This is a genomic window from Eggerthella sp. AM16-19, from assembly GCF_003474385.1.
In the GTDB taxonomy this organism is placed as follows: domain Bacteria; phylum Actinomycetota; class Coriobacteriia; order Coriobacteriales; family Eggerthellaceae; genus Senegalimassilia.
Map to the genome: position 1 here is coordinate 12,996 of NZ_QUCY01000017.1, position 23,862 is coordinate 36,857.

Genomic DNA, 23,862 nt, shown 5'->3' on the forward strand with positions numbered 1-23,862 from the left:
CTATCGGCCTCCTTCCGCATCGGTTGCGCACGCACCGTCGCGCACGCTTTCAGGGGCGCCGCCGGCAACGGCGTCGCCGCAGTCTTCGCAGCAGGGGTTCCCGAACTCGTCGGCCACGGAGTCGACGCCCAAAAAGCCCACGCGCGGGCAATCCTCGGGCGCGATGCGCCCCGCGGCGATTTGGAAAAGCACCTCGAACATGCCCCTCATCTGGGCTTGCGAGATATCGTCGCCGCCCAGGCCGCCCACGAAGTTCACCACCGGCACGGCGTTGCCCGCCTGCTGTAGTGCGGAGCACACGTTGGTCATGACCGTGCCTTCCGCGCCGAAGCTGACGTCCTTCTCCAGCACGCCGACGGCTGCCGCGTTCGCCAGGGCTGCAGCGATCTGCTGTGCGGGGAACGGGCGCATGTAGCGGATGCGCACCAGGCCCGCCTTCACGCCCTGCGCACGCAGCTGCGCCACGCGCTCGCGCGCCAGGCCTGCGATGGAGCCCAGCGTGATCAGCACGATGTCGGCATCGTCGCAGTCCACGGCCTCGATCGGGCCCGGGTAGCTCCTGCCGAACACCTCGGCGAAGCGCGCTTCCGCGCGCTCGACGGCGTCGGCGGCCGACAGCATGCCCTTGTGCGCGGAGTGCTTGAAGTAGCGGTTGAACTCCGGGCCCGCCGAGTAGCCGATGTTGACGGGGTTTGCGAAGTCGAAGCGGTTGCCCGCGCCGTCATAGGGCGGCAGGAACGCGTCGGCCTGCTCCTGGGAGGGGATGTCCACGCTTTCGTAGGTATGCGTGAGCGCAAAACCGTCCAAGTTCACCATGAACGGCGTGCGGACCTCAGGGTCCCCGGCTACGGCGTAGGCCATGAGTGCCAGGTCAAGCGCCTCCTGGTTGTCCTGCGCGTACGCCTGCACCCAGCCGTGGTCCAGAAGCGCCAGGCTGTCGCGCTGGTCGCCGTAGATGTTCCAGGGTAGCGCGGTGGCGCGGTTCGCGTTCATCATGACGATGGGGAAGCGGCCGCCCGCGGCGTAGGTCAGGCACTCGGCCATGTACAGCAGGCCCTGGCTCGACGTGGCCGTGAACGTGCGCGCGCCCGTGGCCGACGCGCCGATGGCGCATGACAGGGCCGAATGCTCGCTTTCGACGTGCACGTACTCGGCCGCCAGCTGGCCTTCCTCGACCATCTCGGAAAGTCGCTCGACCACGACGGTCTGCGGCGTGATGGGGTAGGCCGAGATCACCTGCGGCCGCGCCAGGCGCACGCCCTCGGCGAACGCCTCGTCACCGGATAGAAAACGCTTCATGCGCATCACGCCTCCTTCGCGTTCGTTTCGGGCGCCATGGAAAGCGCGTCGAACTTGCAGGCGGCGGCGCAAACCCCGCAGCCTTTGCAGAAATCAAGGTCGATATCCACCGAAACGCCCGCCTTGTTCTGGCTGGCAACCTTGAAGATGGCGCCGTCCGGGCAGTACAGGTAGCACTGCAGGCAGCCCGTGCACGCGTCCGCGTCGAGCACCGGGCGGACGTTGCGCCAGCCCGCGTTGACCTGCGTCAGGTAACCCGCCGTGTAGCAGGTGGTGTCGGCGTAGGCGGAAGGCTTGGGAACGGTGGCGAACAGCTGCGGCATATGCGTTGCGGTAGAGTGCGCCGACCGGTGTAGACCGGTTACCGTTTCCGACTCATCAGCAGTCGGATATGCGGACTCTCCGTCGGTAGCCTCCGCATATCCGACAACCTCGGCCTGCTGAACCAGCGCGATGGCGCGCTCGACCACCTTGATGTTGGCTTCGTGCAGCTTCACGGGCATGTATTGGCGGATGGCCTCCTCCACGCTTTCGCGGTCCACGCAATCGGCAAGCTGCGCCAAAGCGCCCAAAAACACCGTGTTGGGGATGGGCCGGCCCAGAAGCTCGGTGGCCAGGCCGTCCGCGTCGATGGCCAGCAAGCGCGGGTCGTCCAGCGCGTCGGCGGTGTTCACCAGGCAGATGCCGCCCGGCTTCAGCTCGCGCTCCCAGCCAGGCGCCAGCAGCGTTCCGTCCAGGTAAATCACGAAATCCGCCTTCGCAACGGCGCTTCGGTCACCGACTTGCACCGTATCGATCTTGGTGAACGCGCGCATTGGTGCGCCGCGTCGCTCGGGGCCGAACGAGGGGAACGCAAGCGCGTGCCGCTTGCCGTCAAGCGACGCCGCCGCGCCCAGAAGCCGAGCGGCGGTGAAGGCCCCCTGCCCGCCGCGGCCATGCCAAAGCACTTCTATCATATGAAACCTTTTCCCGTCTTGTATACGCCGTTCCATCATACGCCAGGCTTTTGCCAAACGTCTGGCGGACCCGGCGCCGGCCCGCCAGACGCCGAAAAGGGGACGAGTGCACTCGTCCCCTTCAAGGTCGCAAAACCGCGTTTCCTAGAATTTGGCGTAACGCTCCAAGTTCTTCTCGAGCGTTGCCACGAAGCGCGCCGCGGTGCCGTCGGGCTGCGCGCCCTTCTTCTTCAGGTAGCCCAGTCGCAGCGTGACGTCCGCGTCAAGCGGAACCGTGCGCAGCTGCGCACCGTCGGAGATGCCCACCAGGATGCCGGAGGTGACCGTGTAGCCGTTGAGCGCCACGATCAGCTCGGAGAGGCTGGCGCGGTCGGTGGTGGCGATGGACTTGGCGCGCGGCTGGTCGCCCAGCGCCTCCTCGAAGAAGGCTGCCGGAGCGTCTTTGCCCTGGTCAAAGTAGATGTAGGGGTAATCGGCAAGCTGCTCGAGCGTTAAGCTGGACGCGTTGACCAGCGGGTGGCTGGCCGGCAGCGCCACGCGCGGGGCGGACTCGGCAAGCTGCACGAACTCAAGACCGGCGGCGTCGAAGGCGGCGTCAAGGTCCGCGGCGGTCGCGGAGGTCTCGAACACTACGCCCAGCTCGCTTTCGCCCGACGCGACGTCGTCGATGACGCCCTGCGTGGTGCGATCGCGGAACGCGTAATTGTAGGAGTCGCCGCCCAGCGCCAGCACCGTGTGCGCAAACGTCTGGACATTGAACAGGTAATGCTGCCCGGAAACGGAGAAATCGTATGCCATGGGAAGATCCTTTCGCTTAATGCCGCTTCCCGCAAAACCCGCCGCGGGAAGCGGCCGATGTAAATCAGGGAGTTTTGCGCTGCCGCTTACTTCGCGCCGTCGCGCTCGTCGACGAAGCGCTTCGCCTTGTGCTCGCTGGAGGTGCCCAGCTTGTCGGCGTCGAACACGATGACCTTGGCCGGACGCACGCCCGTGTGGGCCTTCAGCGCAGCCTCGACGCGCTTGGACACCTGGTCGTAGGGTTCGTCGCTGTCAAAGGCGCGCTCGACGGACACCTCGTAGCGGGTGGTGAAGTTCTCGTCGTACACGCGGATGGAGTACTCGCCGGTCAGGCCCGGCTCCTTGCGCACGACGTATTCGACGTCGGAGGGGAACACGTTCACGGCGCCCACGATGAACATCTCGTCCTTGCGGCCGGTTACGTGGATGCGGGCGTGGGTACGGCCGCAGCTGCACTTCTCGGTGGAAACGTAGCCGATGTCGCCGGTGCGGAAGCGGATCATCGGGCGGGCCTTCTTCATGAGCGTGGTGTAGGTGAGCTCGCCGGTGCTGCCGGGCTCGAGCACCTCGCCGGTGACCGGGTCGACGGTCTCAACGAGGATCTGGTCCTCCACGATATGCAGGCCGTCCTTCGCCTCGCACATGGCCGCGCAGGCGCCGTAGATGTCGGACAGGCCGAAGAAGTCGACCACGTTCGCGCCCCACAGCTCCTCGATGCTCTCGCGCGTGGATTCGATGGAACCGCCCGGCTCACCTGCGACGATGATGGTGCGGATGCTGAAGTCGTTGCGCGGGTCGAGGCCCTTCTCCTTAATCTTCTGACCCAGGGTCCAGGCGTAGGAGGGACTGGTCCAGATGATGGTGGGCTGGTACTGCTTCAGCACGAAGATCAGGCGGTCGGAGGGGATGGCGCCGGCCCAGATGGCCAGTGCGCCCAGACGCTGCGCGCCGATGACGTCGGGGCCGCCGACGTACAGGGCGAAGTTCAGGCCGTGGACGTAACGGTCGTTGGGACGCATGCCGGCCTGCCAGAACAGACGGGCCTCGGTGTCCTGCCACAGGTCGAAGTCCTCCTGTGTGAAGGGGCTGACCGTGGGCACGCCGGTGGAGCCGGAGGAGGTGGCCATGAACACGACGTCCTCCTCGGGCACGCTGCACAGCTCGCCGAAGAAGCTGCCCACGTGCTGGGTTTCGCGCTCGGTCTGCTTGTTGATGAAGGGGAACTTCGCCAGGTCGTCAAGCGTTTTGATGTCGGAGGGCTTCACGCCGGCGGCGTCGAAGCTGCGCTTGTAGTAGACGGTGTTGTCGTAAGCGTACTGCACCATGGTCTGCAGGCGCTCAAGCTGCAGCTGCTCAAGCTCGGGGCGCGGCATGCACTCGATTTCGGGATCGTAGTACTTCTGGTCGTACGGGATGTTCTTCTTTGCCATGATGCGGTGCTCCTTGCTATTGCGTAGTGCCGGCGGGCGCCTTGCCTGCCGTGGTTTTGCTGTTCGTATTGAAACACCGAATTGCCCGGTATTCAACGCAGGTTACTAGGATATTTATCGATGGATTGTTATCGGGCAAAACGATAACCTAGCTGACCTGGGAATATATTACGAAGAAAGGGGCGGGGAAGGGGAAGCTGGCAAAAAGAATCGCAATGTTTGCCGCGGGTATTTGTCGGTTTGCGTGCTCAACGGTTGTCGGGTGAGCTGCCGCATGGGAAGAGGGGGAGTGGAGGGCGGAGAATAGGGAAGGCGAAGGCGTGTCGCCTTCCCTATTCTCCTTGTGTGCTGTCCGGGTACCAACGCGTCCTGCGCCAGCGGCCTTTTCGCTGTTTACTCCCTTTCTGCCAGCTCGCGCAAAAGCTTGATCTCGGCTGCGTAGCCGGGCAGCTCGTTGGGGGTTTCCAGGATGAAGGGCAGGTCGCGAAGCGCCGGGTGCGTGACGATGCGCTGGAACGCGTCGACGCCGATGAAGCCTTGGCCGATGCATTCGTGGCGGTCCTTGTGCGCTCCGCAGGGGTTCTTCGAGTCGTTGATGTGCACGGCGCGCAGGCGCTCAAGGCCGATCACGCGGTCGAATTCCTCGAGCACGCCGTCCAGGTCGTTCACGATGTCGTAGCCGCCGTCGTGGATGTGGCACGTGTCCAGGCACACGCCCATGTGATCGGCGAGCTCCACACGGTCGATGATGGCGGCCAACTCCTCGAACGTGCGGCCGACTTCCGTGCCCTTGCCTGCCATGGCCTCCAGTAGCACCGTGGTGGTCTGCTCGAGGCGCAGCACCTGGTTGAGCAGGCCTGATATCAGCTCGATGCCCGCTTCCGTGCCTTGCTTCACGTGGCTTCCCGGGTGGAAGTTGTAGTAGTTGCCGGGCACGGATTCCATGCGCACCAGGTCGTCTGCCATGCATTCCAGTGCGAACTCGCGGGCGTGTGGCTTGTCCGAGCAGGGGTTGAGCGTGTAGGGGGCGTGCGCCACCAGGGGGCCGAAGTTGTGCTCGGCCATCAGCGCGCGCAGCGCCGCCGCGTCGGCGGGGTCGATGGCCTTCGCCTTGCCCCCGCGCGGGTTTCGCGTGAAGAACGCGAACGTGTTCGCGCCGATGGAAAGCGCGGTTTCGCCCATGGCCAGAAAGCCCTTCGACGTTGACAGATGGCATCCGATGGTCAGCATATCGACCCTTTCTTCGCTATAAAGCTTGCTATTCCGCTACCAGAGTCCCAACGCGTGCTGCGCCGCCAGGCTCGTGCACGCGATGGCCACCCAGCATGCCGCGCCCAGCACGATGGGTTTTGCGCCCGACTTCACCAGGCCCACCACGTCGGTGTTCAGGCCGATGGCGGCCATGGCCACCACGATGAAGAACTTGCTGAGCGTTTTGAGCGGCGCGAAAACGGCCGGATCGATGTTCGCGGCGCTGGCGCCCGTGGCCATCAGGGAGGCGCACACGAACAGCACGATGAACGTGGGCAGCGCGCGTTTCAAGCTGAAACCGCTGGTAGAAGTCGTATCCGCGCCGTTTTGCGCTGCCTGCTTGCGTTTGCGCGCGGAAACCCACAGCGCCAGCGCGAACGTGATGGGGATGATGGCGAGCGTGCGCGTGAGCTTGACGATGGTGGCGTAATCGAGAGCGTTCGCGCCAGGGTGCATGCCGTCCCACACGGCAGCGGCGGCGGTCACCGACGACGTGTCGTTGACCGCGGTGCCCGCGAACAGCCCGAAGCCGTTATTGCTCAAACCTATAACGTCGCCCAAGGTGGGGAAGATGAGCGCCGCCAGCACGTTGAACAGGAACACCACCGAAATGGCGTGCGCCACTTCCTGATCGTCGGCCTTGATGACCGGTGCGGTGGCCGCGATGGCCGAGCCGCCGCAGATCGAGGACCCCACGCCGATGAGCGTGGCGGTGCGCCCGGGCACGTGCATCACGCGGCACAGCACCGCCGCGGTGATCAGCGACGCGGAGATGGTGGACAGGATGACGGGCAGCGACATGGCTCCCACCTGGGCCAACTGCGTTAGCGGCAATCCGAAGCCCAGCAGCACCACGGCGGTTTGCAGGATCTTCTTCGATGCGAACTTTATGCCCGGCCCTGCCGCGCCCTTCTCCTTCCAGAACGTGCCGATGACCATGCCCAGCAAAATGGCGAACACGGCGCCGCCCACCAGCGGCACCGCCTGGCCGAGAAACCAGCAAACGACGGCGATAAGGGCGCTTACGGCAATGCCGGGCGCAAGGATTTTGATGCGGGACATGGGATGCTTTCTACGCGTAAGTTGTATGACGCGGTCAACTATAGCGCAACGTCCCGGTGAAGCTACTCGCCAGCGCGCGCGTCCGCCTGAAGAACATCGATGGCGATGTCCATGGCGTCTTGGATGCAGCCGGGGCAGGAGCGAAGCGGCCCCGCAGGGTTGCCGATGCCCTTGAGCTCCGAGCAGATGGTGGTGCCGTTTTGCGCCTTGAATCGCGCGCACATCTGGTCGGCCAGCTGGTACGTTTCCATCTTGCTGACGGGGTTTTCGCTACCGGCGCTTTTGACCCATCCGGCCGCCATGACGGCGCCCGATACCGCGCCGCAGGTCTCGGTATAGCCGCCTATGCCGCCGCCGAAGCCCTCCATCATGCGAAACGTCTGGTCAACGTCAAGCCCGATCGCCGGCGCCAGCGTGCAAGCGACCGCCTGCGCACAATTGAAGCCCTGCTCGAGATACGCCATCGCCTGCGTTTTGCACGCATTGTGGTCAAGTTCCAAAATCGCCTGTTTCGACATGGCAGTTCCTTTCCCCCTAGGTTTGCCCTATTGTAACCGCTAAGGTTCTGCAGCTTGTCGGCAGAAATGCGTTCAGGTTTGCGCACCGCGGTATGCTGAGTTGCGCTGCGTCGAGGAAAGCCGCAAAGCCCGGACCGATGACGCAGAGCATGGCCTGCGGGTGGAGTAGGCGCTCTCTACCAAACCGACACTGGCGAGGTTCGATTTACGAAGCAATAAACCCAATCCAGCTTCACTAGCAGTATTCTATATATTTGAAATGTCAAAAGTATAGTAGATACGCTATACTACCGACATGGCAAAAATTGATCTCATATACGAAGCCGTCGATGATTTTGGGCTGATAACCTCAGCGGAGGCAGCGGATCTCGGCATGTCAAGAGCGGAAATGGTGCAGCAGGAAAAACTGGGCAAGCTTGTCAGGGTGGCGCGTGGCGTATATCGTATGCCTATTTGGCCCTCTCAGCCGCAAGCTCCCTACGCCATTGCCGTGAAGGCTGCAGGCGAAGACGCGTTTCTCTACGGCGAATCCGTCGTGGCGCTGCTGGGGCTTGCCCCCACCGATCCTACGAAGATGCGACTGGCGTCCCCAAAACGTTGCCGACGCGATTTGGGGCCAGGTGTGACCATGAAGCACGTGACGGGAACATGCCCCGTGTACCTCGAAGGAATAGCGTGCCAGCCCATCCCGGATGCCATTGAAGCCGCGGCGCAGACTATGGGGCCTTTACGTGCCGGCAAAGCCCTGCGCAAAGCCCTCGAGGAAGGCTACATCACGCAAGATGAGGCAAATCGAATAGAAAAGGAGCTGTCGCTATGAAGAAGCCCAACAGCATGCGCCACCTTGACGATGCAATAAGAAGGCTCAGCGGAAATACTCCGCAAGGCTTCATGCAGGCGCGCACGGTGATGGCCAATGCAATTGTAGCGAGTATGCTCCCCGATGGAGTCGTCAAGGGCGGCAGCGCGCTCAAGATGCGTTTCGGCGATGCTGAGACGAGGTTTACTACCGATCTCGATACCGCCACGGCTTTAGATCCGATGCGCTACGCTGCCCAACTTGACTCGAATCTTCGAACTGGATGGGAAGGCTTCTCTGGCCGGGTAACTCCAAGAGAACCCGCCTCTCCCGAAGGGGTCCCTTTGCAATATGTAATGCAACCCTATGATGTGAAGCTCGACTACCTGGGAAAACCCTGGTGCACTGTTCCTCTCGAGGTGGGCCATAACGAAATAGGTGACGCCGAAATCATCGATTGGGCTGAGCTGCTCGATGCGGGTAGGCTCTTTGAAGCGATGGGCTTTCCATCACCGGGCAAGGCTCCGCTGATGCCTCTTGATCACCAAATCGCCCAGAAGCTTCATGCAGCGTCGGGACCGGGCGACAGAGCTCGTGATCTCATCGACCTCCAGCTGATTATCGGCAGGGCTGACGTCGATCTTTCCGCCACAAGAAAGACTTGCGAAAGATTGTTCGCGTATAGAAAGGCGCAATCGTGGCCGCCGGTGGTTATCAAGCAAGATGGGTGGAGCGATTTGTACGAGAGCCTTTCCGATGGTTTGCCCGTGATTGAAAACGTCGACGATGCGGTTCAATGGGCAAACGAGCTGATTGCTCGAATCGACTCGGCTTTATAGCTTGCTTGCCGAAAAGCCCAGCCAAAGCTGCTCCGATAAGCTCACCCACCGCGGTAAGCTGAGCGTGAACATAACGAAAGGGGAGGTCGCCATGAGCCACGAAACCTGCAACCTTACGGTAGATAAGGCGCTTGAGCGCCTGCGCCAGGGAAATGCCCGCTATCTGAACGCGAGCCAAGCGCAGGGCGATGTGTCGCCGGAGCTGCGCCAGTCGACGTTTCGCGAAGGCCAGCGCCCGTACGCCATCGTGCTGGCGTGCTCGGACTCGCGTGTGATTCCCGAGGCCATCTTCTCAGCGGGTATCGGCGACCTGTTCGTCATCCGCGTAGCCGGCAACGTGGTTGACAAACATCAGCTGGGCAGCATCGAGTACGCCGAAGACCACTTGGGCTGCAACCTGGTGGTGGTTTTGGGCCACACGGGCTGCGGCGCCGTCGACGCCGCCATGTACCACGAGCCTTATGGAACGGTGAAGTTCATCACCGACGAGATAGCCGACGCCATCGGCGACGAAACCGACGAAGCCGCAGCCTGCCTGGCCAACGTGGCGCACAGCGTGCGACGCATCGAGGAAAGCCGTAAAGTCCGAACCGACGAAGCCGAACACGGCCTGCGGGTAATAGGCGCCCTATACCGAACCGACACCGGCGAAGTCCAGTTTTTGGAGTAATAACCGAAACGAATGGCTGGCAGCTGTTAGTTCGTTTGGCCCGCCCGTGGGGCGTTCCTATTTCCCTATGTGTCGCCCAGATTTGGTAGGGGGTTCGGGGAGTTGCTACCAAAAATTGCGCGAGTGCGTGTAAACGCGAGGACGCTACTGGTCGTCCTGTGCATAATCTGCTTCCAACGCGCTGAAATGCGCGGATTCACGCCTTTCTATCAGGATACATTCGCAATAGTGAGCCCCTGGATGCCCTGCGCAAGCCCAAGAACACGCACTCACGCGTTTTTTGGCAGCAAATGGGACTAACCCTACTGGAACGCAGATGCGCCCGCGGAATTCCGCGGGCGCATCTGCGTTTTCTTAGGTTCTTTGCAGGTTTTCGAGGCCAGCGGGCCCGCGAAGGCTGGCGGGCTCCCTACATGGACACACCTCCGTCTCCTGCTCACGGGGCCGTCGGGCCAGCGAGCCCATCATCCCTGGCGGTCGCCTTACGCCGCTTTCTCCTCTTGCTCGAGCTGGGTGCGAGCGTAGGCGATAGCGTCGTCGATGTTCGGGCGGAAGCGGTCCTCGCCCACCAGGTCGACGAAGCCGGCTCGGCGCATGGTTCTCATGGGCTGCTCGTTTGCGTGGCTGAAGATCAGCTGCACGCCGTTTTCCGCACAGTACTCGTACAGGTTCTCCAGCGCGTTCATGCCCGTGGCGTCCAGCGAGGGCACGCCGCGCATGCGGATGATCAGGTACTTCGTAAAGTCCTTCACCGAGATGTCGGAAATGCGGTCGGTCATGCCGAAGAACATCGGGCCGTTGATCTCGTACACGCGAACGCTCTTGGGCAGCTCGCGCAGGTGCGTGACTTCGGAGTCCTTGTCGCAGAAGTACGTCCAGCCCTTCACCTCGGTCTCCTCGGAGACCATCTTCATGAACAGCACCACCGTGATGAGCATGCCCACGGCAATGGCGGTGACTAGGTCGAACACGATGGTCAGCGTGAACGTCAGCAGCAGCGTGGCCACGGCGCCGCGCGATGCGGTGGCGCAAAGGTGGGCGAAATTGCGCCAACCCGACATGTTGTAGGCGACCTGCAGCAGAATAGCGGCGATGGTGGGCATGGGGATGAGCGCAGCGTAGGGCATCAGGAACACCAGCACCAGCAGCAGCACCGCGGCATGCACCATGCCGGCGATGGGCGTGCGGCCGCCGCTTTTCACGTTGGCGGCGGTACGCGCGATGGCGCCCGTGGCGGGGATGCCGCCGAACAGCACCGAGCCCATGTTGCCCACGCCCTGCGCCACCAGCTCCGTGTTGCAGCGGTGGTGGCCCGAGATCATGGAGTCGGCGACCACGCACGACAGCAGCGACTCGATGGCCGCAAGGATGGCGATGGTGATGCCGTTGGCAAGCTCGTCGCGGAACAGGTCCAGGCTGAGCTGGGGGAATTGCAGCGTGGGCAGGCCCGCCTCGATGGTGTACAGGTCGCCGATGGTGTTGACCTGCAGGCCGAACGCAGGCACCATGGCGGCGCCCACGATAACGGCAACCAGCGAGCCGGGGATGCGCTTGGACACCTTCGGCCACAGCATCAAGATGGCAAGGCACACCACGCCCACCAGCACGGCCTGCCAGTTCACCGTGGAGATGTTGGCCGCCAGAGCGCCCAGCTTGTCGGTGGTGTCGACGGTGGTGGTGCCGGCGGGGTACGTCAGCCCCAGCAGGTCCTTGCTCTGCCCGATCACGATGGTCACCGCGATACCCGCGGTGAAGCCGGTGGTGATCGTGTAGGGAACGAAGCGGATGAGCGTGCCGAGCTTCAGCAGGCCCATGAGCACGAGCATCACGCCGGCTATGATGGTGGCCGCCACCAGGCCCTCCATGCCGTCGGTGGCCACGATGCCCGCGACGATGGTGGCGAAGGCGGCCGTGGGGCCGGAGATCTGTACGCGGCTGCCGCCCAAGAACGCGATCAGGAAGCCCGCGACGATGGCGGTGTAAAGTCCCTGCTCAGGGCCTACGCCCGACGCGATGGCCAGTGCGATGGAAAGCGGCAGCGCCACCACGGCCACCACCACGCCCGAGACGATGTCCTTCGGGATCTGGCGGCGCAGCTCCTCTTTGCTGGAGTGCTTGATGATGCTGAATAATATGGGCTTGATCTTGTCTCGCTGCATGGCCTTCGTTTCGCGTCGGGATGGTCGGTTTCAAAACCCTTGCAGCGCGCCCAGCCGGGCACCGGAGACAACAAAACCCCAGCCGGGCCGTTTCCCCGGATGGAGCGTTGTGTGTCTTCGGATTGTACGGCATGCCTAGCCGCAAGAGGGTGTTTATGGTAACGCGGCGCGGCGGCCTACCGCCCGACCACACAAAATCGCCAGCAAGAAGGGGGCCGGCACGGTGATTGGACGCGCTTAGGGCGACACGAGTGGGATGGAACGCAAGCGGGATGTCGTAAGATGTCGCAATTGTAGGGAAATAACCTACAATTGCGACACTCCATGCAAGGGCGATGGCCCTGAAGTCCTTCCGTAGGGTTGTAATCCAGCCGCCCAAGGCGGAAGCATCGGCTGTAGATGTGGCCATCGACTTCATGGACGAGTACGCTGATGTGTTCGAGGAGCTTGCAAAATGAGCTTCCGACCCATCACCAAAGACGAGGCCCTGGCGATACACTCCGCCGTGGTTGCTAGATTCGGCGGCACCGCCGATGGCGCATGGGACTTCGAGCCGCTAGTGGAATGGGTGCAAACCGTTGCAGGCTGACATGCGAACAGGGGATGGCTGAACAGGGGGCGGAGGTGCGTTCACGCGTTCGCGCGGAGCGCTTGCGAAGCACGATGAGCCCGCCTTCACGAACGGGGTCGGCTGAACGTCCGCGAGAGGCTCCGGGCGCGGCTGCTTGCGAACACCCTGCTCGCGGGCCTCTTCCGTCCGTTCCGCCTTCCAGCTACCCCTCGTGCGCATCACGCCATTCGGTTGGGGAGGTCCCGGTTGCTTGCTTGAACGCTTGCGAGAACGCCGAGGGTCGCGGCCAACCCAGGCGTGCGGCCACGTACGCGACTGAATCGCCGCTTGCAAGCAGGACCTTTGCGCGCTCGATCCGGCGCGCTTTGGCGTATCGCCCAACGCTTTGCCCCATCTCGCGCGAGAACGCCGCGCATAGGTGAGATCGGCTCACGAACAGCATGCTCGCAAGTTCGTCCAGGCCGGGCGCGCGCCCCTCGTCGAGCATGCGCTCGATGGCGGCTTGCGCCTCAAGGGCAAGCCCTGACCGTTCGCGCGTCGAAGCGTCGCAACGCGCAGCGTCATCGCCGGCGCATGATTCGGCCAACGCCGCCACCATCTGCTCGATGCGCGCCTGGATGAGCAGCGCCGAACCTGGCCGGTATTGCGGCCCGGTCCCTAGCAGCGCCGACATGATGATGCGCGATTGCACCTCGTCCCACGTGCCTCCGAACCGCTCGAACATGCTCGAGAACGCACCTGGCCAGCGCCGATCGAGCTCCTCGAAGTATTGCGGCAGAAAGCAGATGCAGCGCGACGAATAGAGGCCGCCTCGGTGCAGCGTGCCGGAAAACGAGCCCGCGGGCTGCACAAACGAGTACAGAGACCCGTCGAGTAGCGCCCGCGGCCGGTCGATCATCCGCGGCATGGTGGCCTTGGAATCCTCCGACACCATGCACACGCACGCATACGCGCTCTCGGGCGACTCGACCAGCGCCATATCGTGTTCCATATACACCTCGTGGCTGAACGCGATGCAGAAATCCCCGACGGGCATACCCCAGATCGACCCGCGGCCCCACGTGCTCCGACCCGTGCCCGACCAGCCCTCGCCGTTGCGGCGAACGATGATCCCGAACTGCTCGAGCTGCGGCTCGTAAAGCGAGCGAATCGCGCGTGGGATGGCGTTGTAGGCGGAAGCATCGGTCATTCGGATTCGTCTCCTGTTGTTACGATTTCGTTCACACGCTCGGCAGAAATGTTTGCCAAGGTTTCCTTGCATGATAGGTTACGCGAAGGTAACTAGCAAGGGGCATTTCGCGCCGGCATACGCTCAAACGCGCCGCGCAAAAACCCCGAATAGGGAAGGAATGACCATGGCCGAAGAAACACCCCGCTCGGCATCTCGCGAAGGCGCCGGCGTAGAGGCAGCCGCTCAGCCCGCCGCCGCGGCACCTCGCGACGCCGCCGGCGACGCGCCCTCTGCAGTCGGCGCGATAGCCGCCAACGCCGCAGCCGACCCGCCGGCAACACCCGCCCCCAAACGCAACGACATCGCCCAGCTCCTCGACTTCGCGGGCGGCAGAAAACCGCTCACATACGTCGGCTTGGCGCTCAGCGCCGTATCGCAGCTGCTTGGCTTCGTGCCCTACGTGTGCATCTGGCTTGTCGCGCGCGATCTCATCGAAGTCGCACCGAATTGGCAGGCTGCGCAAGGGATCGCCGCGTACGGCTGGTGGGCTATCGGCGGCGCGATCGCTTCGATCGCGGCCTACTTCCTCGCGCTCATGTGCACGCATCTGGCGGCGTTCCGCACGGCGTCGAACATGCGCAAGCAAACCACCGAGCACCTCATGCGCCTGCCGCTCGGTTATTTCGACACGCACGCAACCGGCGAGCTGCGCCGCGTGATCGACGGCTGCGCTGCCAGCACCGAATCGCTGCTCGCGCACGTGTTGCCCGATGCGGCGGGTTCGATCGCCATGGTAGTCGGCATGTTCGCGCTGCTGTTCGCCTTCGATTGGCGCCTTGGCCTTGCGTGTCTGGTCCCGATCGTGATTTCGATCTGCTGCCTCATGACCATGATGTCCGGCAAGGGCATGGAGTTCATGAAAAGCTACATGGGCGCGCTTGTGCGCATGAACGAAACCGGCACCGAGTATGTACGCGGCATCCCCGTGGTGAAGGTGTTCCAGCAAACAGTGTACTCCTTCAAGGCATTCCACGACGCCATCGCCGACTACGCGCGCATGGCGCAGGATTACGCGGGCACGTTCTGCCGAAAGCCGCAGGTCTTTCAGCTGTCGGTGCTCAACGGCCTGGTGGTGTTCCTGCTTCCTGTGGCGCTCATCCTGGCGCCGGGCGAAGCAGATTTCCCGCGCTTCGTGGCCGACTTCGCCTTCTACGCCATCTTCTCGGCGGTCATCCCCACGGCCATGGCGAAGCTCATGTTCATGAGCGAAGCGTCGCAGATGGCTGGCGATTCCCTCGGCCGCGTGCGCGCGATCTTGGAGGCGAAGCCGCTCGAAACCCCCGCGAACCCGCAACCTATCGAGGGCGGCGACGTGCGGTTCGAGCACGTATCGTTCGCCTATGAGGGCACCGAAACCAACGCGCTTGACGACGTGAGTTTCGAGGTCCCCGCCGGCACGACCTTTGCACTCGTGGGGCCGTCGGGCGGCGGCAAGTCGACGTGCGCAAGCCTGGTCCCGCGCTTCTGGGACGCAACCACCGGGCGTGTGCTCGTCGGCGGCGTGGACGTGCGCGATACCGACCCGCATGAGCTTATGGACAAGATCGCGTTCGTCTTCCAAACCAACCGGCTGTTCAGCGGCACACTCGAGGAAAACGTGCGCGCAGCCAGGCCCGATGCCACGCGCGAGCAGGTGCTGGCCGCGCTGCGCGCCGCGCAATGCGACGACATCGTGGCGAAGCTGCCGCAGGGCCTCGACACGCACCTGGGCGCCGGCGGGGCGTACCTGTCGGGTGGCGAGGTGCAGCGCGTCGCCCTTGCGCGCGCGATCCTTAAGGACGCGCCTATCGTGGTGCTCGACGAGGCCACGGCGTTCGCCGACCCCGAGAACGAGGCTCTGATTCAGCGCGCGTTCGCGAAGCTGGCCGAGAACCGCACGGTGATCATGATCGCCCACCGGCTCTCGACGGTGGTGGGAGCCGATCAGATCGTAGTGCTCGACCAAGGCCGCGTGGCCGAGCGCGGCACGCACGCCGAGCTGGTCGAAGCGGGCGGGCTGTACGCCTCCATGTGGGCCGACTACGAGCAGGCCGCAAGCTGGAAAATCGCAGGTGCGCAGACGGAAGCGGCCGCCATGAAGGGAGGTGAGGCATGATGTTCGCCTCGTTTAAGAAAAAGTACTTCCTTTCCGACAAGGGCATGTCCGGCGTGAAGCGCGGCGTGTTCTGGACGTGCGTCACGAACCTGGTCACCATGGCCGGCATGGCGTTTCTGTTCCAGGTGATGGACGGGTTCGTGAAGCACCTGACCGAAGGCGCCGACCTGCCGGGCGCGGTGCCGTTTGCCATTGGCCTTGCTGTGTTCTTCGTGGCGCTGCTGCTGTCGAATTGGCAGCAGTACTACTACTCCTACTGCATTTTCTACGAGGAATGCGGCAATCAGCGCATCGAGATCGCCGAGCGCCTCCGCAAACTGCCGCTTTCGTTCTTCGGGCGGCGCGACTTGGCGGATTTGACCGAAACCATCATGGGCGATGTGCAGGTGATGGAGCACGCCTACAGCCATGTGCTCGGTGAGCTGTGGGGCGCCGTGATCTCGACATCCATCGTGTTCGTGGGATCGCTGTTCTTCTGCTGGCAACTGTCGATTGCCGCGTTTTGGAGCGTTCCGGTGGCTTTTGCCCTGTTGTTCGCCACGCGCAAGCCGATGAAGCCGGTGTTCGAGCGCAATAGGATGGCGAAGCTGAAGGTGACGCAAGGCATCCAGGAGACGCTCGACTGTGTGCGCGAGATCCGCGCCACCAACCAGGAGCGGCGCTACCTGGCGGGTCTGAACGCCACGATCGACGCCGCCGAACGCGAATGCGCGAAGGGCGAGCTGACCAACGGCCTGCTGGTGAACACGGCGTACGCGATCCTGCGTTTGGGGATCGCCACCACTCTCATTGCGGGCGCAAGCCTTATCGCCGCTGGCCAGATCGACTTCATGGTCATGTTCGCGTACTTGCTGGTGATCTCGCGCATCTATGCCCCGTTCGATCAGGCGCTTGCGCTGGTCAGCGAACTGTTCGTCTCCGAGACGTCGGCGGCGCGCATGCGTTCGATCATGGAGGAGCCCATGGCCTCGGGCACGGCCGATTTCGCGCCGGCCGGTCATGATATCGAGTTCGATCACGTGGCGTTCTCCTATGGCGCCGGCGACGACGGGCGAGCGGGGGAGCGAGTGCTGGCCGACGTGAGTTTCACGGCGCGGGAAGGCCAGGTGACGGCGCTTGTGGGGCCGTCGGGCTCGGGCAAGTCCACCTGTGCGCGTCTGGCCGCGCGGTTCTGGGACGCCACGGGCGGCACGGTGCGCGTAGGCGACGTCGACGTGTCCACGGTGGATCCCGAAACGCTGCTGCGTGATTACGCCATCGTGTTCCAGGACGTGCTGCTGTTCGACGACACGGTGATGGGCAACATCCGCCTTGGCCGCCGCGACGCCACCGACGCCGAGGTGCTGGCCGCCGCGCGCGCCGCGAACTGCGACGAGTTCGTCAGCCGCATGCCGCAAGGGTACGACACAAAGATCGGCGAGAACGGTTCCAAGCTTTCCGGCGGTGAGCGCCAGCGAATCTCGATTGCCCGCGCGCTGTTGAAAAACGCGCCCATCGTGCTGCTCGACGAGGCGACGGCATCGCTCGACGTGGAGAACGAAACCAAGGTGCAATCTGCTCTTTCAAGGCTGCTAGCAGGCAAAACGGTCATCGTGATCGCGCACCGCATGCGCACGGTCGAAGCCGCCGACAAAGTGGTGGTTCTCAAAGACGGCCAAGTGGCTGAACAAGGATCGCCCGAGCAACTGAAAGCCGCCGGCGGCGAATTCGCCCGGATGGTGGCCCTGCAAAGGGAAACCGAAACCTGGCAACTGTAGCCCAAGCAGCGGTGGGGCTTGCCTCGCCGCTGCCGCGTCTTGCTCGCCCCGCCGCCCCCGCATCCTGTGCCTACTTTGAGCCGCGAACAGGGGACGGAGGTGCGTTCACGCGAGGACGCGGTGCGCAGCTGGTCCTGTGCAGCATCGGTGAGTTCTTCACCGCAATGATGCCCGATTACGTGGGCCGGCATTTCGACCTGGACGTCATCGCCGGGCACATCGCCACAGAAACCATCTCGGGAATACCCGGCTATCGCGGAATCTGGCACGACGGCGCCTCGCACTACTATGTCGACGGCAATGTCGTGGAAAACGGCCATGTCCTCGTGTTGCGATACGACGAGGCAACTGGTAGGTACAGTGGCGAAGGGCTGGAATAAGCCCGTTTGCGGCCGACCACCTTCCTGGTTCGCTGTCATTCGCAAGCAAGATGCGCCAGCGGCATGGCATGTAGAATCTGCCCGAGAAAGCAGGTAGGGCTGGGAGATGACAAGTAAGCTCCCGGATTGCGAGGCAGGCCGGGAGCAAACAAGCAGGCCGGAAATCCGCTCTTCCGGCCTGCTTTCGTTTTGCGAAGCGGTGTTTGACTTGCTCATCTTGCTATGCCTTGCAGCAGTGCGTTTCGTTGCGTTTCGCAGCGTCGCAGGGTCGTTCCCGACCTTCGCCACGCCGCGTCACGCTAGCGAGACCTCCTTCGCGTTCCCTATGCAGCCACGTCCTCGCGGCGAGCCATGGCCTTCTCGTAGTCCTTCGTTCCCACGAACACCTCGTGCTTGTAGGGGTTCACGCCCAGCTTCTTGGCGCGGTAGGCCACGTAGCCCACGGCTGCCACGTTCGCGGCCAGCGCCAGCACGCTGACGACCAGGTTCACGTCGGGGTTGTTCACCGATTGCACGGCGAAGATGGAGTCGTTGGCGAACATGGGTACCACCTGGCAGAACATGCACCACAGGCTCAGCGTGTAGGCGCGGTTCTGGATCCAGCCGCCCTTGTTCCACAGCATGCCGGCCACGGTGGGGGCCAGAAGCAGCGCCAGGCCGCAGTACCAGGAGTGCGTGGGCAGGCAGTTGTAGGTGTAGCAGAAGTTCCAGATGTCGTAGGAGATGATGAACACCCACGTCATGTCGGGCCACAGCATGTCCTGCTTCTTCTTGGATGTGTAGATGCCCCACCAGCCGGTCATGACGAAGATGTTCAGGAGGCCGGCTATGCCGTTGAACACGTTGTGCCAGCCGCCGTACAGGGTGACGCCTTCCGAGGACACCCACGTGGTGCCGAACGCGCGCACGGCGCTCTCGAAGTCGCTGACCACGGCGATCAGGATGTTGATGGCCACGATCACGAACGGGAAGCACTTGAACCAGTCGGCGTTGCCCAGCTTGCCCCAGTGGTACTTCAAGATCATGAAGCCGATGCACCCGGCGGTCGCCGCGTAGAGCTTCGCGTAGTGGAACCAGCTGTTCATGTACAGGTACGTCGGGTTGTTCAGCGCCCAGTCGGCACCGGCGGCGGCGCCGGCGTAGATGGCGATGAAGTAGGCGGTCAGGATGGCGGGGATCACCAAAAAGCAGGTGATGCCGCCGGCCTTCGTGCGTCGCGCGATCTCGTTGAACCCGATGAGGGCCAGAAAAACCACCACCCATCCGATCCACTGGTAGACGGCGGTGTCGCCGTAGACTTGGAACAACATGATGACCTCCCTTGAGTCGATACGCTCTCGCATCCGGCATTTCGGGCGCACAATGCCCGGGGCCGCTTGCGATGCCCTTTCCACCAGGCGTTTTACCTGGTTGTTCCCTTTGTTGGCTGGTGACCGTTAACCGGTTTGCACCGGTTTTCGATTGGTTTCGCGCTCCATGTGAAGCGTCTGCGCGATGATGTCGCGCAGCACCTCGTCGGGCGCATCGCGGTGCGTTCGCACGTAGCCGCAGATGCCCATGATCAGTATGTAGAACGTCTCGTAGACGTGATCGATGTCGACGGGGTGGTTCTGCGCGTAGTCCTGCACGGTGGTTTCCACGAAGTAGGCTGCCATGCGGTCGGCCACGCGGTTGATGAACTCCAGGTACAGCGACGCGTTCTCGTGCGTGTCGAGCGCGCGGCGGAAGCTGGAGTGCTCGAAGACGCCCACGCGCATGACGGTGACCACGCCCGCCAGGCTGCCCTCAATATCGCCGGGGGTGCGGTGCTCGTTCCAGAACTGCAGCGACTCGATGTAGTCGTTCACGAAATCGTCGATGACGGCGGAGGTGACCTCCTGCTTGTTGCGGAAGTAGTGGTAGAACAGCGACCGCGCCACGCCGCAGCGCTCGCTGATGTCCTTCACCGTTGTGGCGGACAGGCCCTGCTCCTCGTAGAGCTGCCGCGCCGCATCGACGATCTGCTGCCGCCTTTCGTCGCTCATTCGTGCCACCTCCCCTTGGTGCGCGTTTGCTGCGTGCTGCGCGCCGTGCGCGTTGCGTTCCCGGGTGCGCGTCCGCGGCGTGCGGGTGTTTCCCCAGTTGTGCGCTTTGTTTTCCCCTTGGCGCGCATCGCGTTTCCCGTTCCCCTCGGGTACTTGCGATGGCCATAGCATACGGGGCGCGTTGACGTGGCGTCAATGAACACATTTGCAGAAACGTCAAACATTTGATGGAGAAATCTTGCTATTATGCGGCCATCACGTTCACAGGTGCAACGAAAAGCATGCAAGTGTGAAAGGAGGGCGTGATGGAGACGAACGAACAGGCAAAGGCGAAGGGTGGCAAGCGCCGCCGGGCCCCTATCGTGTGCGCGGTGGTGGCCGTGGTGCTTGTGTGCGCTGGCGGCGGGTTCTACGTGTGGCACAACCAGCCCAGTTTCTGCAATGCCATCTGCCACGAGCCCATGGACTATTACGTGGGCGGCTACTACGGCGAGGGCGATGCAGTCCATGCGCAGCTGGCCGTGGCGCACCAGCAGGAGGGCGTCACGTGCCTGCAGTGCCATGAGGCTACGCTTGAGGCCCAGGTCAACGAGGGTACGGCGTGGGTTTCCGGGGCGTTTGAGACGAACGCCGACGGCAGCCTGGCGCCGCAGCTGATCACCGCGGACAAACAGCAGTGCGTAACCGCCGGCTGCCACGACTGGAACGACGTGGTCGCTGCCACGGAGAACTGGGGTGGTCAGGCGGGCGTGAACCCGCATAGGTCGCATCAGGGCGAGGCCATCGATTGCAGCAACTGCCACAGCGTGCACGGCCAGTCGATCATGTACTGCAACACGTGCCATAGCTGGGAGGTGCCGGAAGGCTGGAGCAGCCCGGCCAAGTAGCGCAGATCCGCTTGCCGCGTTTCGGCAAGCCGGTTTTCGAAAGGAAGGACCGACATGAGGAAGACGACAGCAGCGGCCTGCGGCGTGACGGCGCTTGTGCTGGGGCTTTCGGGTTGCGGCGCATCGTTCGAGGGTTCGGGGTCCAAAGACGCCGCAAGCGCCGAGCAGCTGGCCATGCACGCCGACGATCCATGGGACGCGGTGGTGCAGATCGCCCCGGTCAAGAAGTGCGACACGCCGTTGCGCGACGGGGTGTACACGGGCACGGGCAAGGCCATGGCCGGCAACGTGACCGTCACGCTCCTGGTCGATGACAACCGCATCACGTGCCTGGAAACCGCCCAGGACGGCGAGACGCAAAGCGTCGGCGGGTTCGAGGCGGTGCGCGACGGCACCTTCGCCAAGATGATCGAGGCCGCGCAGGGCTCGGACATCGACGCCGTCAGCGGGGCCACCATCACCACCGTGGGCGTGAAGCAGGCCGTCGACGATGCCCTGACCCAGGCGGCAGATGGGCCCGCCGACCAGGCGAAGTCGGGCAACTAGCGAAAGGGGAGGACATGAGCAAGCACGATAGCGAAGCGCGGGGCATCACGCGCCGCGGCTTCCTCAGCGCCGCCTGCGCCGTAGTGGGCACCACGGCGGCGACGGCGGCCATGCCTGCGGCTGCGCTGGCTGTGGAGCAGGGCGTCATCGGCGATTGGACGGCCGACGGTTCGAAGAACGTTGCCGTGCCCGATAGCGCCGCCACCAACGCCAGCGGCTTGGACGGCACATACCGCGAGCACAACGCCGCGGCGTTCCCGGCAAACGACGCCACGCCCATCGCCCCGCGCGCGGTCCCCGAGACGTGGGACTACGAGTGCGACGTGTGCGTGGTGGGCGCGGGCGGCGGCGGGCTGAACGCGGCCGCGCGCGCGGCCGAGCTGGGCGCCGACGTCATCTGCGTGGAGGCGCTGGGCCTGCACGGCGGCAACGCGCAGTCCGCGGGCATGTGCGGCATCCTGGGCGGGTATTCCGGCCAGAACAAGAAGCACTTCGCCTTCCCCAGCTACCCCTTCGACGCGCAGGCGCTGACCGATTGGGCCATGGACGAGTACCATTACGCGGCCGACCCAAAGCTCATCTACAAGATCGCCAGCGAAGGCGGCAAAAGCCTGGACTGGATGGCCGACTGCGGCGTGCGCTGGCGTTTGGGCGAGGTGCCGGTGTACGTGGCGCCGAAGAACGCCACACTCGATCACCACGTGCTGAAGATGAAGGACGCTACCGACGCCATGTTCGCGTTCGGCCAGAGAAACGGCGTGTGCTACAAGTTCCAGTGCCCGGCAACGGCGCTGGTGCGCGACGATTCGGGGCGCATCGTGGGCCTGGTGGCGCGCGAGGATTTTGGCCGCGAGGTGTACATCCACGCTAAGGGCGCCGTCATCCTGACGGCCGGCGGCTTCTGCAACAACAAGGCGCTGCTGGAGAAGTATATCCCCACGGCGGCCATGGGCTGCGCGTCAAGCTACCTGGTGGGCGGCGAAACGGGCGAGTGCTTCCGCATGGGCCTGGGCGCGGGCGCCGACGTGTCGGGGTTCAACAGCTCGGCCAGCTTCGACGGCGGCGTTGACTGGCAGGCCGAAGGCGGCCAGTGGGCGCGTTTCCTGTACGACGGCATGACGCAGCTTTCGCGCCAGCCGTGGCTGACCATCGACCGTTGCGGCAACCGTCTTCGCTATATGGACAGCCGCGTGGCCGAGGACGGCGCGAACGCCATCTACGCCCTGGGCGACCTGGCCACCATCCAGATGACGCCTCCGGGGCATCGCAGCTACATCGTCTTCGACGCCGATTACGAAGATCACCTGGCGGGGTTCGCGCAGGAGCATTGCCGCAAGCTCATCACGCCCGACCTGGAGCAGATCGACAAGGTTCCCGAGCATTACCGCGACTGGCATCACGGCGTGCAGGACGCCATCGACGCCGACGTGCTCAAGCGCCGCGACACGCTTGAGGAGCTGGAGGCCGACCTGGGCTTCGCACCCGGCGTGCTCACAAGCGCGGTGGCGAAGTGGAACGAGTGCTGTGAGCGCGGCGAGGACGACTTCATGTACCCCATGCCGCCCGAGTGGCTGCACGCCATCGTGAAGCCGCCGTTCTACGGCTGCCGCATCGGCGGCAACCTGTACGGCACGAAGGCCGGCCTGCTGATCAACGACCAGATGCAGGTTGTGGGCACGAACGGCCTGGTCATCCCCGGTTTGTACGCCGGCTGGCACACCGCCGGCGGCGCGTGCGGCGAGAACAGCTACATCGGCGACCCGATCCTGGGCTCGCTCATGGGCGACGTGGGGCTGGCGTTTTGCGGCGGGTACCTGTGCGGCACTTCGGCCGTGGAGCACGAATTGCAAGGCGCGAAGTAGGGAAGGGGCGTGACGGAAATGAAGGATTCCATGCGCACGATGGCGCGACCGTACGCCATCTTGTTCGCCATCGCGCTGGTGGTGGCGCTGCTTGCCCGCATCGGGCTTGCGGTGATGGACGCCGCCGGATGGCTGGCGTACGACTACATCTCGGCGTCGGGCGTGCCCATGCTCGACGTGATTTGCTCGATCTTGACCGGCTCGGCGTTCGTGGCGTTCCTGTTCGCGGCGGCGCTTACGCTGATGGTGTCGGCGGCCGGCGCGGTGCTGCAGGCGGCGCTGTTCGCAAAGGGCGTTCAGGGCGCCGGCAAGCCGTCGGCAGCGTTTCTATGGGGCTGGGCCGCGGCGGCGGTGTCGCTGGTGTGCCTGCTGGTGGTAGCTAGCGGCATTTTGAGCGGCGTGCAGGTGGGCTCCATGAGCAGCAAGCTGCCGGGAGCGGGCGTGCTCGTGCTGGCGGCGGTGTGCTTCACGGCGTTTTTGGGCACGCTTCTGGGTGCGGCTTCGCAGGTCATGTGCGCGTGCATCTCGCGTGCGGGCGGGCGTGCGAGCTGGAACCTGGTGGGCGCGGCGGCTACGTGCGGCGCGGTGGTCATGGTGCTGACGGCGCTCACGTTCGCGGCCATCAATGCGGCCAGCCCGAACATGGCGGCCGTGGGCGGTCTGCTGGCGGTTGACTGCGTGGTGAACGTGGCGTTGCTGCTGGCGGCGGGCAAGTTCACGAAGTAGGG

At 63.9% G+C, this 23,862-nt stretch carries 23 protein-coding genes; 12 read left to right on the top strand and 11 right to left on the bottom strand.

Features of this window, described 5'->3' with window-relative positions:
* The 7 genes from DW178_RS07565 to DW178_RS07595 all read right to left on the bottom strand — a co-directional run bounded on the left by DW178_RS07565 (position 1) and on the right by DW178_RS07595 (position 7,314).
* Positions 1–1,299 (bottom strand): transketolase C-terminal domain-containing protein, encoded by a 1,299-nt coding sequence (locus DW178_RS07565; protein WP_118350432.1) that lies wholly within the window; start codon positions 1,297–1,299, stop codon positions 1–3.
* 5 nt (positions 1,300–1,304) lie between these two features.
* A complete protein-coding gene (locus DW178_RS07570) occupies positions 1,305–2,255 on the bottom strand; it encodes a 2-oxoacid:acceptor oxidoreductase family protein (protein WP_118350396.1) in 951 nt (316 codons plus the stop codon).
* Positions 2,256–2,399: 144 nt separating this feature from the next.
* The gene (locus tag DW178_RS07575; RefSeq protein WP_118350397.1) at positions 2,400–3,053 is read right to left on the bottom strand and encodes a LysR substrate-binding domain-containing protein; all 654 of its coding nucleotides are present in this window, start codon (positions 3,051–3,053) and stop codon (positions 2,400–2,402) included.
* A gap of 86 nt (positions 3,054–3,139) precedes the next feature.
* Entirely contained in the window at positions 3,140–4,483 is a 1,344-nt protein-coding gene (locus tag DW178_RS07580; RefSeq protein WP_118350398.1) for a phenylacetate--CoA ligase family protein, read from the bottom strand.
* Between the two features lie 393 nt (positions 4,484–4,876).
* Complete coding sequence (locus DW178_RS07585) at positions 4,877–5,713, bottom strand: deoxyribonuclease IV (protein WP_118350399.1); 837 nt, start codon at positions 5,711–5,713, stop codon at positions 4,877–4,879.
* Between the two features lie 36 nt (positions 5,714–5,749).
* Positions 5,750–6,796, bottom strand: coding sequence for a YeiH family protein (locus DW178_RS07590; RefSeq protein ID WP_118350400.1), 1,047 nt, complete (start codon positions 6,794–6,796; stop codon positions 5,750–5,752).
* Positions 6,797–6,858: 62 nt separating this feature from the next.
* Positions 6,859–7,314 carry a C-GCAxxG-C-C family protein gene (locus DW178_RS07595; RefSeq protein ID WP_118350401.1) on the bottom strand — a complete coding sequence of 152 codons (456 nt, stop codon included), beginning with the start codon at positions 7,312–7,314 and terminating at the stop codon, positions 6,859–6,861.
* Between the two features lie 295 nt (positions 7,315–7,609).
* Here DW178_RS07595 and DW178_RS07600 point away from each other — a divergent pair, with 295 nt between their 5' ends.
* The 3 genes from DW178_RS07600 (at position 7,610) to DW178_RS07610 (ending at position 9,622) form a co-directional block, all read left to right on the top strand.
* Entirely contained in the window at positions 7,610–8,134 is a 525-nt protein-coding gene (locus DW178_RS07600) for a type IV toxin-antitoxin system AbiEi family antitoxin domain-containing protein (protein WP_118350402.1), read from the top strand.
* Positions 8,131–8,952, top strand: a complete 822-nt coding sequence (locus DW178_RS07605) for a nucleotidyl transferase AbiEii/AbiGii toxin family protein (protein WP_118350403.1) — start codon at positions 8,131–8,133, stop codon at positions 8,950–8,952. Before DW178_RS07600 ends, DW178_RS07605 begins: the two co-directional genes overlap by 4 nt.
* Positions 8,953–9,043: 91 nt before the next feature.
* Positions 9,044–9,622: a carbonic anhydrase gene (locus DW178_RS07610; protein ID WP_118350433.1), complete on the top strand. Its 579-nt coding sequence runs from the start codon at positions 9,044–9,046 to the stop codon at positions 9,620–9,622.
* Between the two features lie 482 nt (positions 9,623–10,104).
* Here DW178_RS07610 and DW178_RS07615 read toward each other — a convergent pair whose 3' ends face one another.
* A complete protein-coding gene (locus DW178_RS07615) occupies positions 10,105–11,781 on the bottom strand; it encodes a SulP family inorganic anion transporter (RefSeq protein ID WP_118350404.1) in 1,677 nt (558 codons plus the stop codon).
* A gap of 335 nt (positions 11,782–12,116) precedes the next feature.
* Between DW178_RS07615 and DW178_RS11560 the strand changes: the two genes are divergently transcribed.
* Positions 12,117–12,239, top strand: coding sequence for a hypothetical protein (locus DW178_RS11560; protein ID WP_286168594.1), 123 nt, complete (start codon positions 12,117–12,119; stop codon positions 12,237–12,239).
* Positions 12,236–12,370, top strand: coding sequence for a hypothetical protein (locus DW178_RS11565; RefSeq protein WP_286168595.1), 135 nt, complete (start codon positions 12,236–12,238; stop codon positions 12,368–12,370). Before DW178_RS11560 ends, DW178_RS11565 begins: the two co-directional genes overlap by 4 nt.
* Positions 12,371–12,554: 184 nt before the next feature.
* On the opposite strand, the gene DW178_RS07620 is transcribed toward DW178_RS11565, so the two are convergent.
* Positions 12,555–13,541: a helix-turn-helix domain-containing protein gene (locus DW178_RS07620; protein ID WP_158574109.1), complete on the bottom strand. Its 987-nt coding sequence runs from the start codon at positions 13,539–13,541 to the stop codon at positions 12,555–12,557.
* A gap of 166 nt (positions 13,542–13,707) precedes the next feature.
* Between DW178_RS07620 and DW178_RS07625 the strand changes: the two genes are divergently transcribed.
* The 3 genes from DW178_RS07625 (at position 13,708) to DW178_RS11160 (ending at position 17,815) form a co-directional block, all read left to right on the top strand.
* On the top strand, positions 13,708–15,678 hold the full coding sequence (locus tag DW178_RS07625) for an ABC transporter ATP-binding protein (protein ID WP_118350406.1): 1,971 nt from the start codon (positions 13,708–13,710) through the stop codon (positions 15,676–15,678).
* The gene (locus DW178_RS07630) at positions 15,675–17,435 is read left to right on the top strand and encodes an ABC transporter ATP-binding protein (RefSeq protein WP_118350407.1); all 1,761 of its coding nucleotides are present in this window, start codon (positions 15,675–15,677) and stop codon (positions 17,433–17,435) included. The genes DW178_RS07625 and DW178_RS07630 overlap by 4 nt, the downstream gene beginning before the upstream one ends.
* Before the next feature lie 164 nt (positions 17,436–17,599).
* Entirely contained in the window at positions 17,600–17,815 is a 216-nt protein-coding gene (locus tag DW178_RS11160; protein ID WP_147363830.1) for a hypothetical protein, read from the top strand.
* Between the two features lie 323 nt (positions 17,816–18,138).
* Here the strand turns inward: DW178_RS11160 and DW178_RS07640 are convergent, their stop codons facing one another.
* Positions 18,139–19,125: a DUF5692 family protein gene (locus tag DW178_RS07640; protein ID WP_118350409.1), complete on the bottom strand. Its 987-nt coding sequence runs from the start codon at positions 19,123–19,125 to the stop codon at positions 18,139–18,141.
* Between the two features lie 126 nt (positions 19,126–19,251).
* Positions 19,252–19,839 carry a TetR/AcrR family transcriptional regulator gene (locus tag DW178_RS07645; RefSeq protein ID WP_118350410.1) on the bottom strand — a complete coding sequence of 196 codons (588 nt, stop codon included), beginning with the start codon at positions 19,837–19,839 and terminating at the stop codon, positions 19,252–19,254.
* Between the two features lie 305 nt (positions 19,840–20,144).
* Between DW178_RS07645 and DW178_RS07650 the strand changes: the two genes are divergently transcribed.
* The 4 genes from DW178_RS07650 to DW178_RS07665 are packed head-to-tail and all read left to right on the top strand — an operon-like array spanning position 20,145 to position 23,860.
* Entirely contained in the window at positions 20,145–20,726 is a 582-nt protein-coding gene (locus DW178_RS07650) for a cytochrome c3 family protein (protein ID WP_118350411.1), read from the top strand.
* A 54-nt stretch (positions 20,727–20,780) separates the two neighbouring features.
* Entirely contained in the window at positions 20,781–21,272 is a 492-nt protein-coding gene (locus DW178_RS07655) for an FMN-binding protein (protein ID WP_118350412.1), read from the top strand.
* A gap of 14 nt (positions 21,273–21,286) precedes the next feature.
* Positions 21,287–23,134, top strand: coding sequence for an FAD-dependent oxidoreductase (locus tag DW178_RS07660; RefSeq protein WP_118350413.1), 1,848 nt, complete (start codon positions 21,287–21,289; stop codon positions 23,132–23,134).
* Between the two features lie 18 nt (positions 23,135–23,152).
* On the top strand, positions 23,153–23,860 hold the full coding sequence (locus DW178_RS07665) for a hypothetical protein (RefSeq protein ID WP_118350414.1): 708 nt from the start codon (positions 23,153–23,155) through the stop codon (positions 23,858–23,860).
* Positions 23,861–23,862 lie beyond the last annotated feature (2 nt).

Coding starts and splice junctions, on each gene's coding strand:
- DW178_RS07565 (WP_118350432.1), bottom strand. CDS start 1,299: ATGAAGCGTTTTCTATCCGGTGACGAGGCGTTCGCCGAGGGCGTGCGC.
- DW178_RS07570 (WP_118350396.1), bottom strand. CDS start 2,255: ATGATAGAAGTGCTTTGGCATGGCCGCGGCGGGCAGGGGGCCTTCACC.
- DW178_RS07575 (WP_118350397.1), bottom strand. CDS start 3,053: ATGGCATACGATTTCTCCGTTTCCGGGCAGCATTACCTGTTCAATGTC.
- DW178_RS07580 (WP_118350398.1), bottom strand. CDS start 4,483: ATGGCAAAGAAGAACATCCCGTACGACCAGAAGTACTACGATCCCGAA.
- DW178_RS07585 (WP_118350399.1), bottom strand. CDS start 5,713: ATGCTGACCATCGGATGCCATCTGTCAACGTCGAAGGGCTTTCTGGCC.
- DW178_RS07590 (WP_118350400.1), bottom strand. CDS start 6,796: ATGTCCCGCATCAAAATCCTTGCGCCCGGCATTGCCGTAAGCGCCCTT.
- DW178_RS07595 (WP_118350401.1), bottom strand. CDS start 7,314: ATGTCGAAACAGGCGATTTTGGAACTTGACCACAATGCGTGCAAAACG.
- DW178_RS07600 (WP_118350402.1), top strand. CDS start 7,610: ATGGCAAAAATTGATCTCATATACGAAGCCGTCGATGATTTTGGGCTG.
- DW178_RS07605 (WP_118350403.1), top strand. CDS start 8,131: ATGAAGAAGCCCAACAGCATGCGCCACCTTGACGATGCAATAAGAAGG.
- DW178_RS07610 (WP_118350433.1), top strand. CDS start 9,044: ATGAGCCACGAAACCTGCAACCTTACGGTAGATAAGGCGCTTGAGCGC.
- DW178_RS07615 (WP_118350404.1), bottom strand. CDS start 11,781: ATGCAGCGAGACAAGATCAAGCCCATATTATTCAGCATCATCAAGCAC.
- DW178_RS11560 (WP_286168594.1), top strand. CDS start 12,117: ATGGCCCTGAAGTCCTTCCGTAGGGTTGTAATCCAGCCGCCCAAGGCG.
- DW178_RS11565 (WP_286168595.1), top strand. CDS start 12,236: ATGAGCTTCCGACCCATCACCAAAGACGAGGCCCTGGCGATACACTCC.
- DW178_RS07620 (WP_158574109.1), bottom strand. CDS start 13,541: ATGACCGATGCTTCCGCCTACAACGCCATCCCACGCGCGATTCGCTCG.
- DW178_RS07625 (WP_118350406.1), top strand. CDS start 13,708: ATGGCCGAAGAAACACCCCGCTCGGCATCTCGCGAAGGCGCCGGCGTA.
- DW178_RS07630 (WP_118350407.1), top strand. CDS start 15,675: ATGATGTTCGCCTCGTTTAAGAAAAAGTACTTCCTTTCCGACAAGGGC.
- DW178_RS11160 (WP_147363830.1), top strand. CDS start 17,600: ATGATGCCCGATTACGTGGGCCGGCATTTCGACCTGGACGTCATCGCC.
- DW178_RS07640 (WP_118350409.1), bottom strand. CDS start 19,125: ATGTTGTTCCAAGTCTACGGCGACACCGCCGTCTACCAGTGGATCGGA.
- DW178_RS07645 (WP_118350410.1), bottom strand. CDS start 19,839: ATGAGCGACGAAAGGCGGCAGCAGATCGTCGATGCGGCGCGGCAGCTC.
- DW178_RS07650 (WP_118350411.1), top strand. CDS start 20,145: ATGGAGACGAACGAACAGGCAAAGGCGAAGGGTGGCAAGCGCCGCCGG.
- DW178_RS07655 (WP_118350412.1), top strand. CDS start 20,781: ATGAGGAAGACGACAGCAGCGGCCTGCGGCGTGACGGCGCTTGTGCTG.
- DW178_RS07660 (WP_118350413.1), top strand. CDS start 21,287: ATGAGCAAGCACGATAGCGAAGCGCGGGGCATCACGCGCCGCGGCTTC.
- DW178_RS07665 (WP_118350414.1), top strand. CDS start 23,153: ATGAAGGATTCCATGCGCACGATGGCGCGACCGTACGCCATCTTGTTC.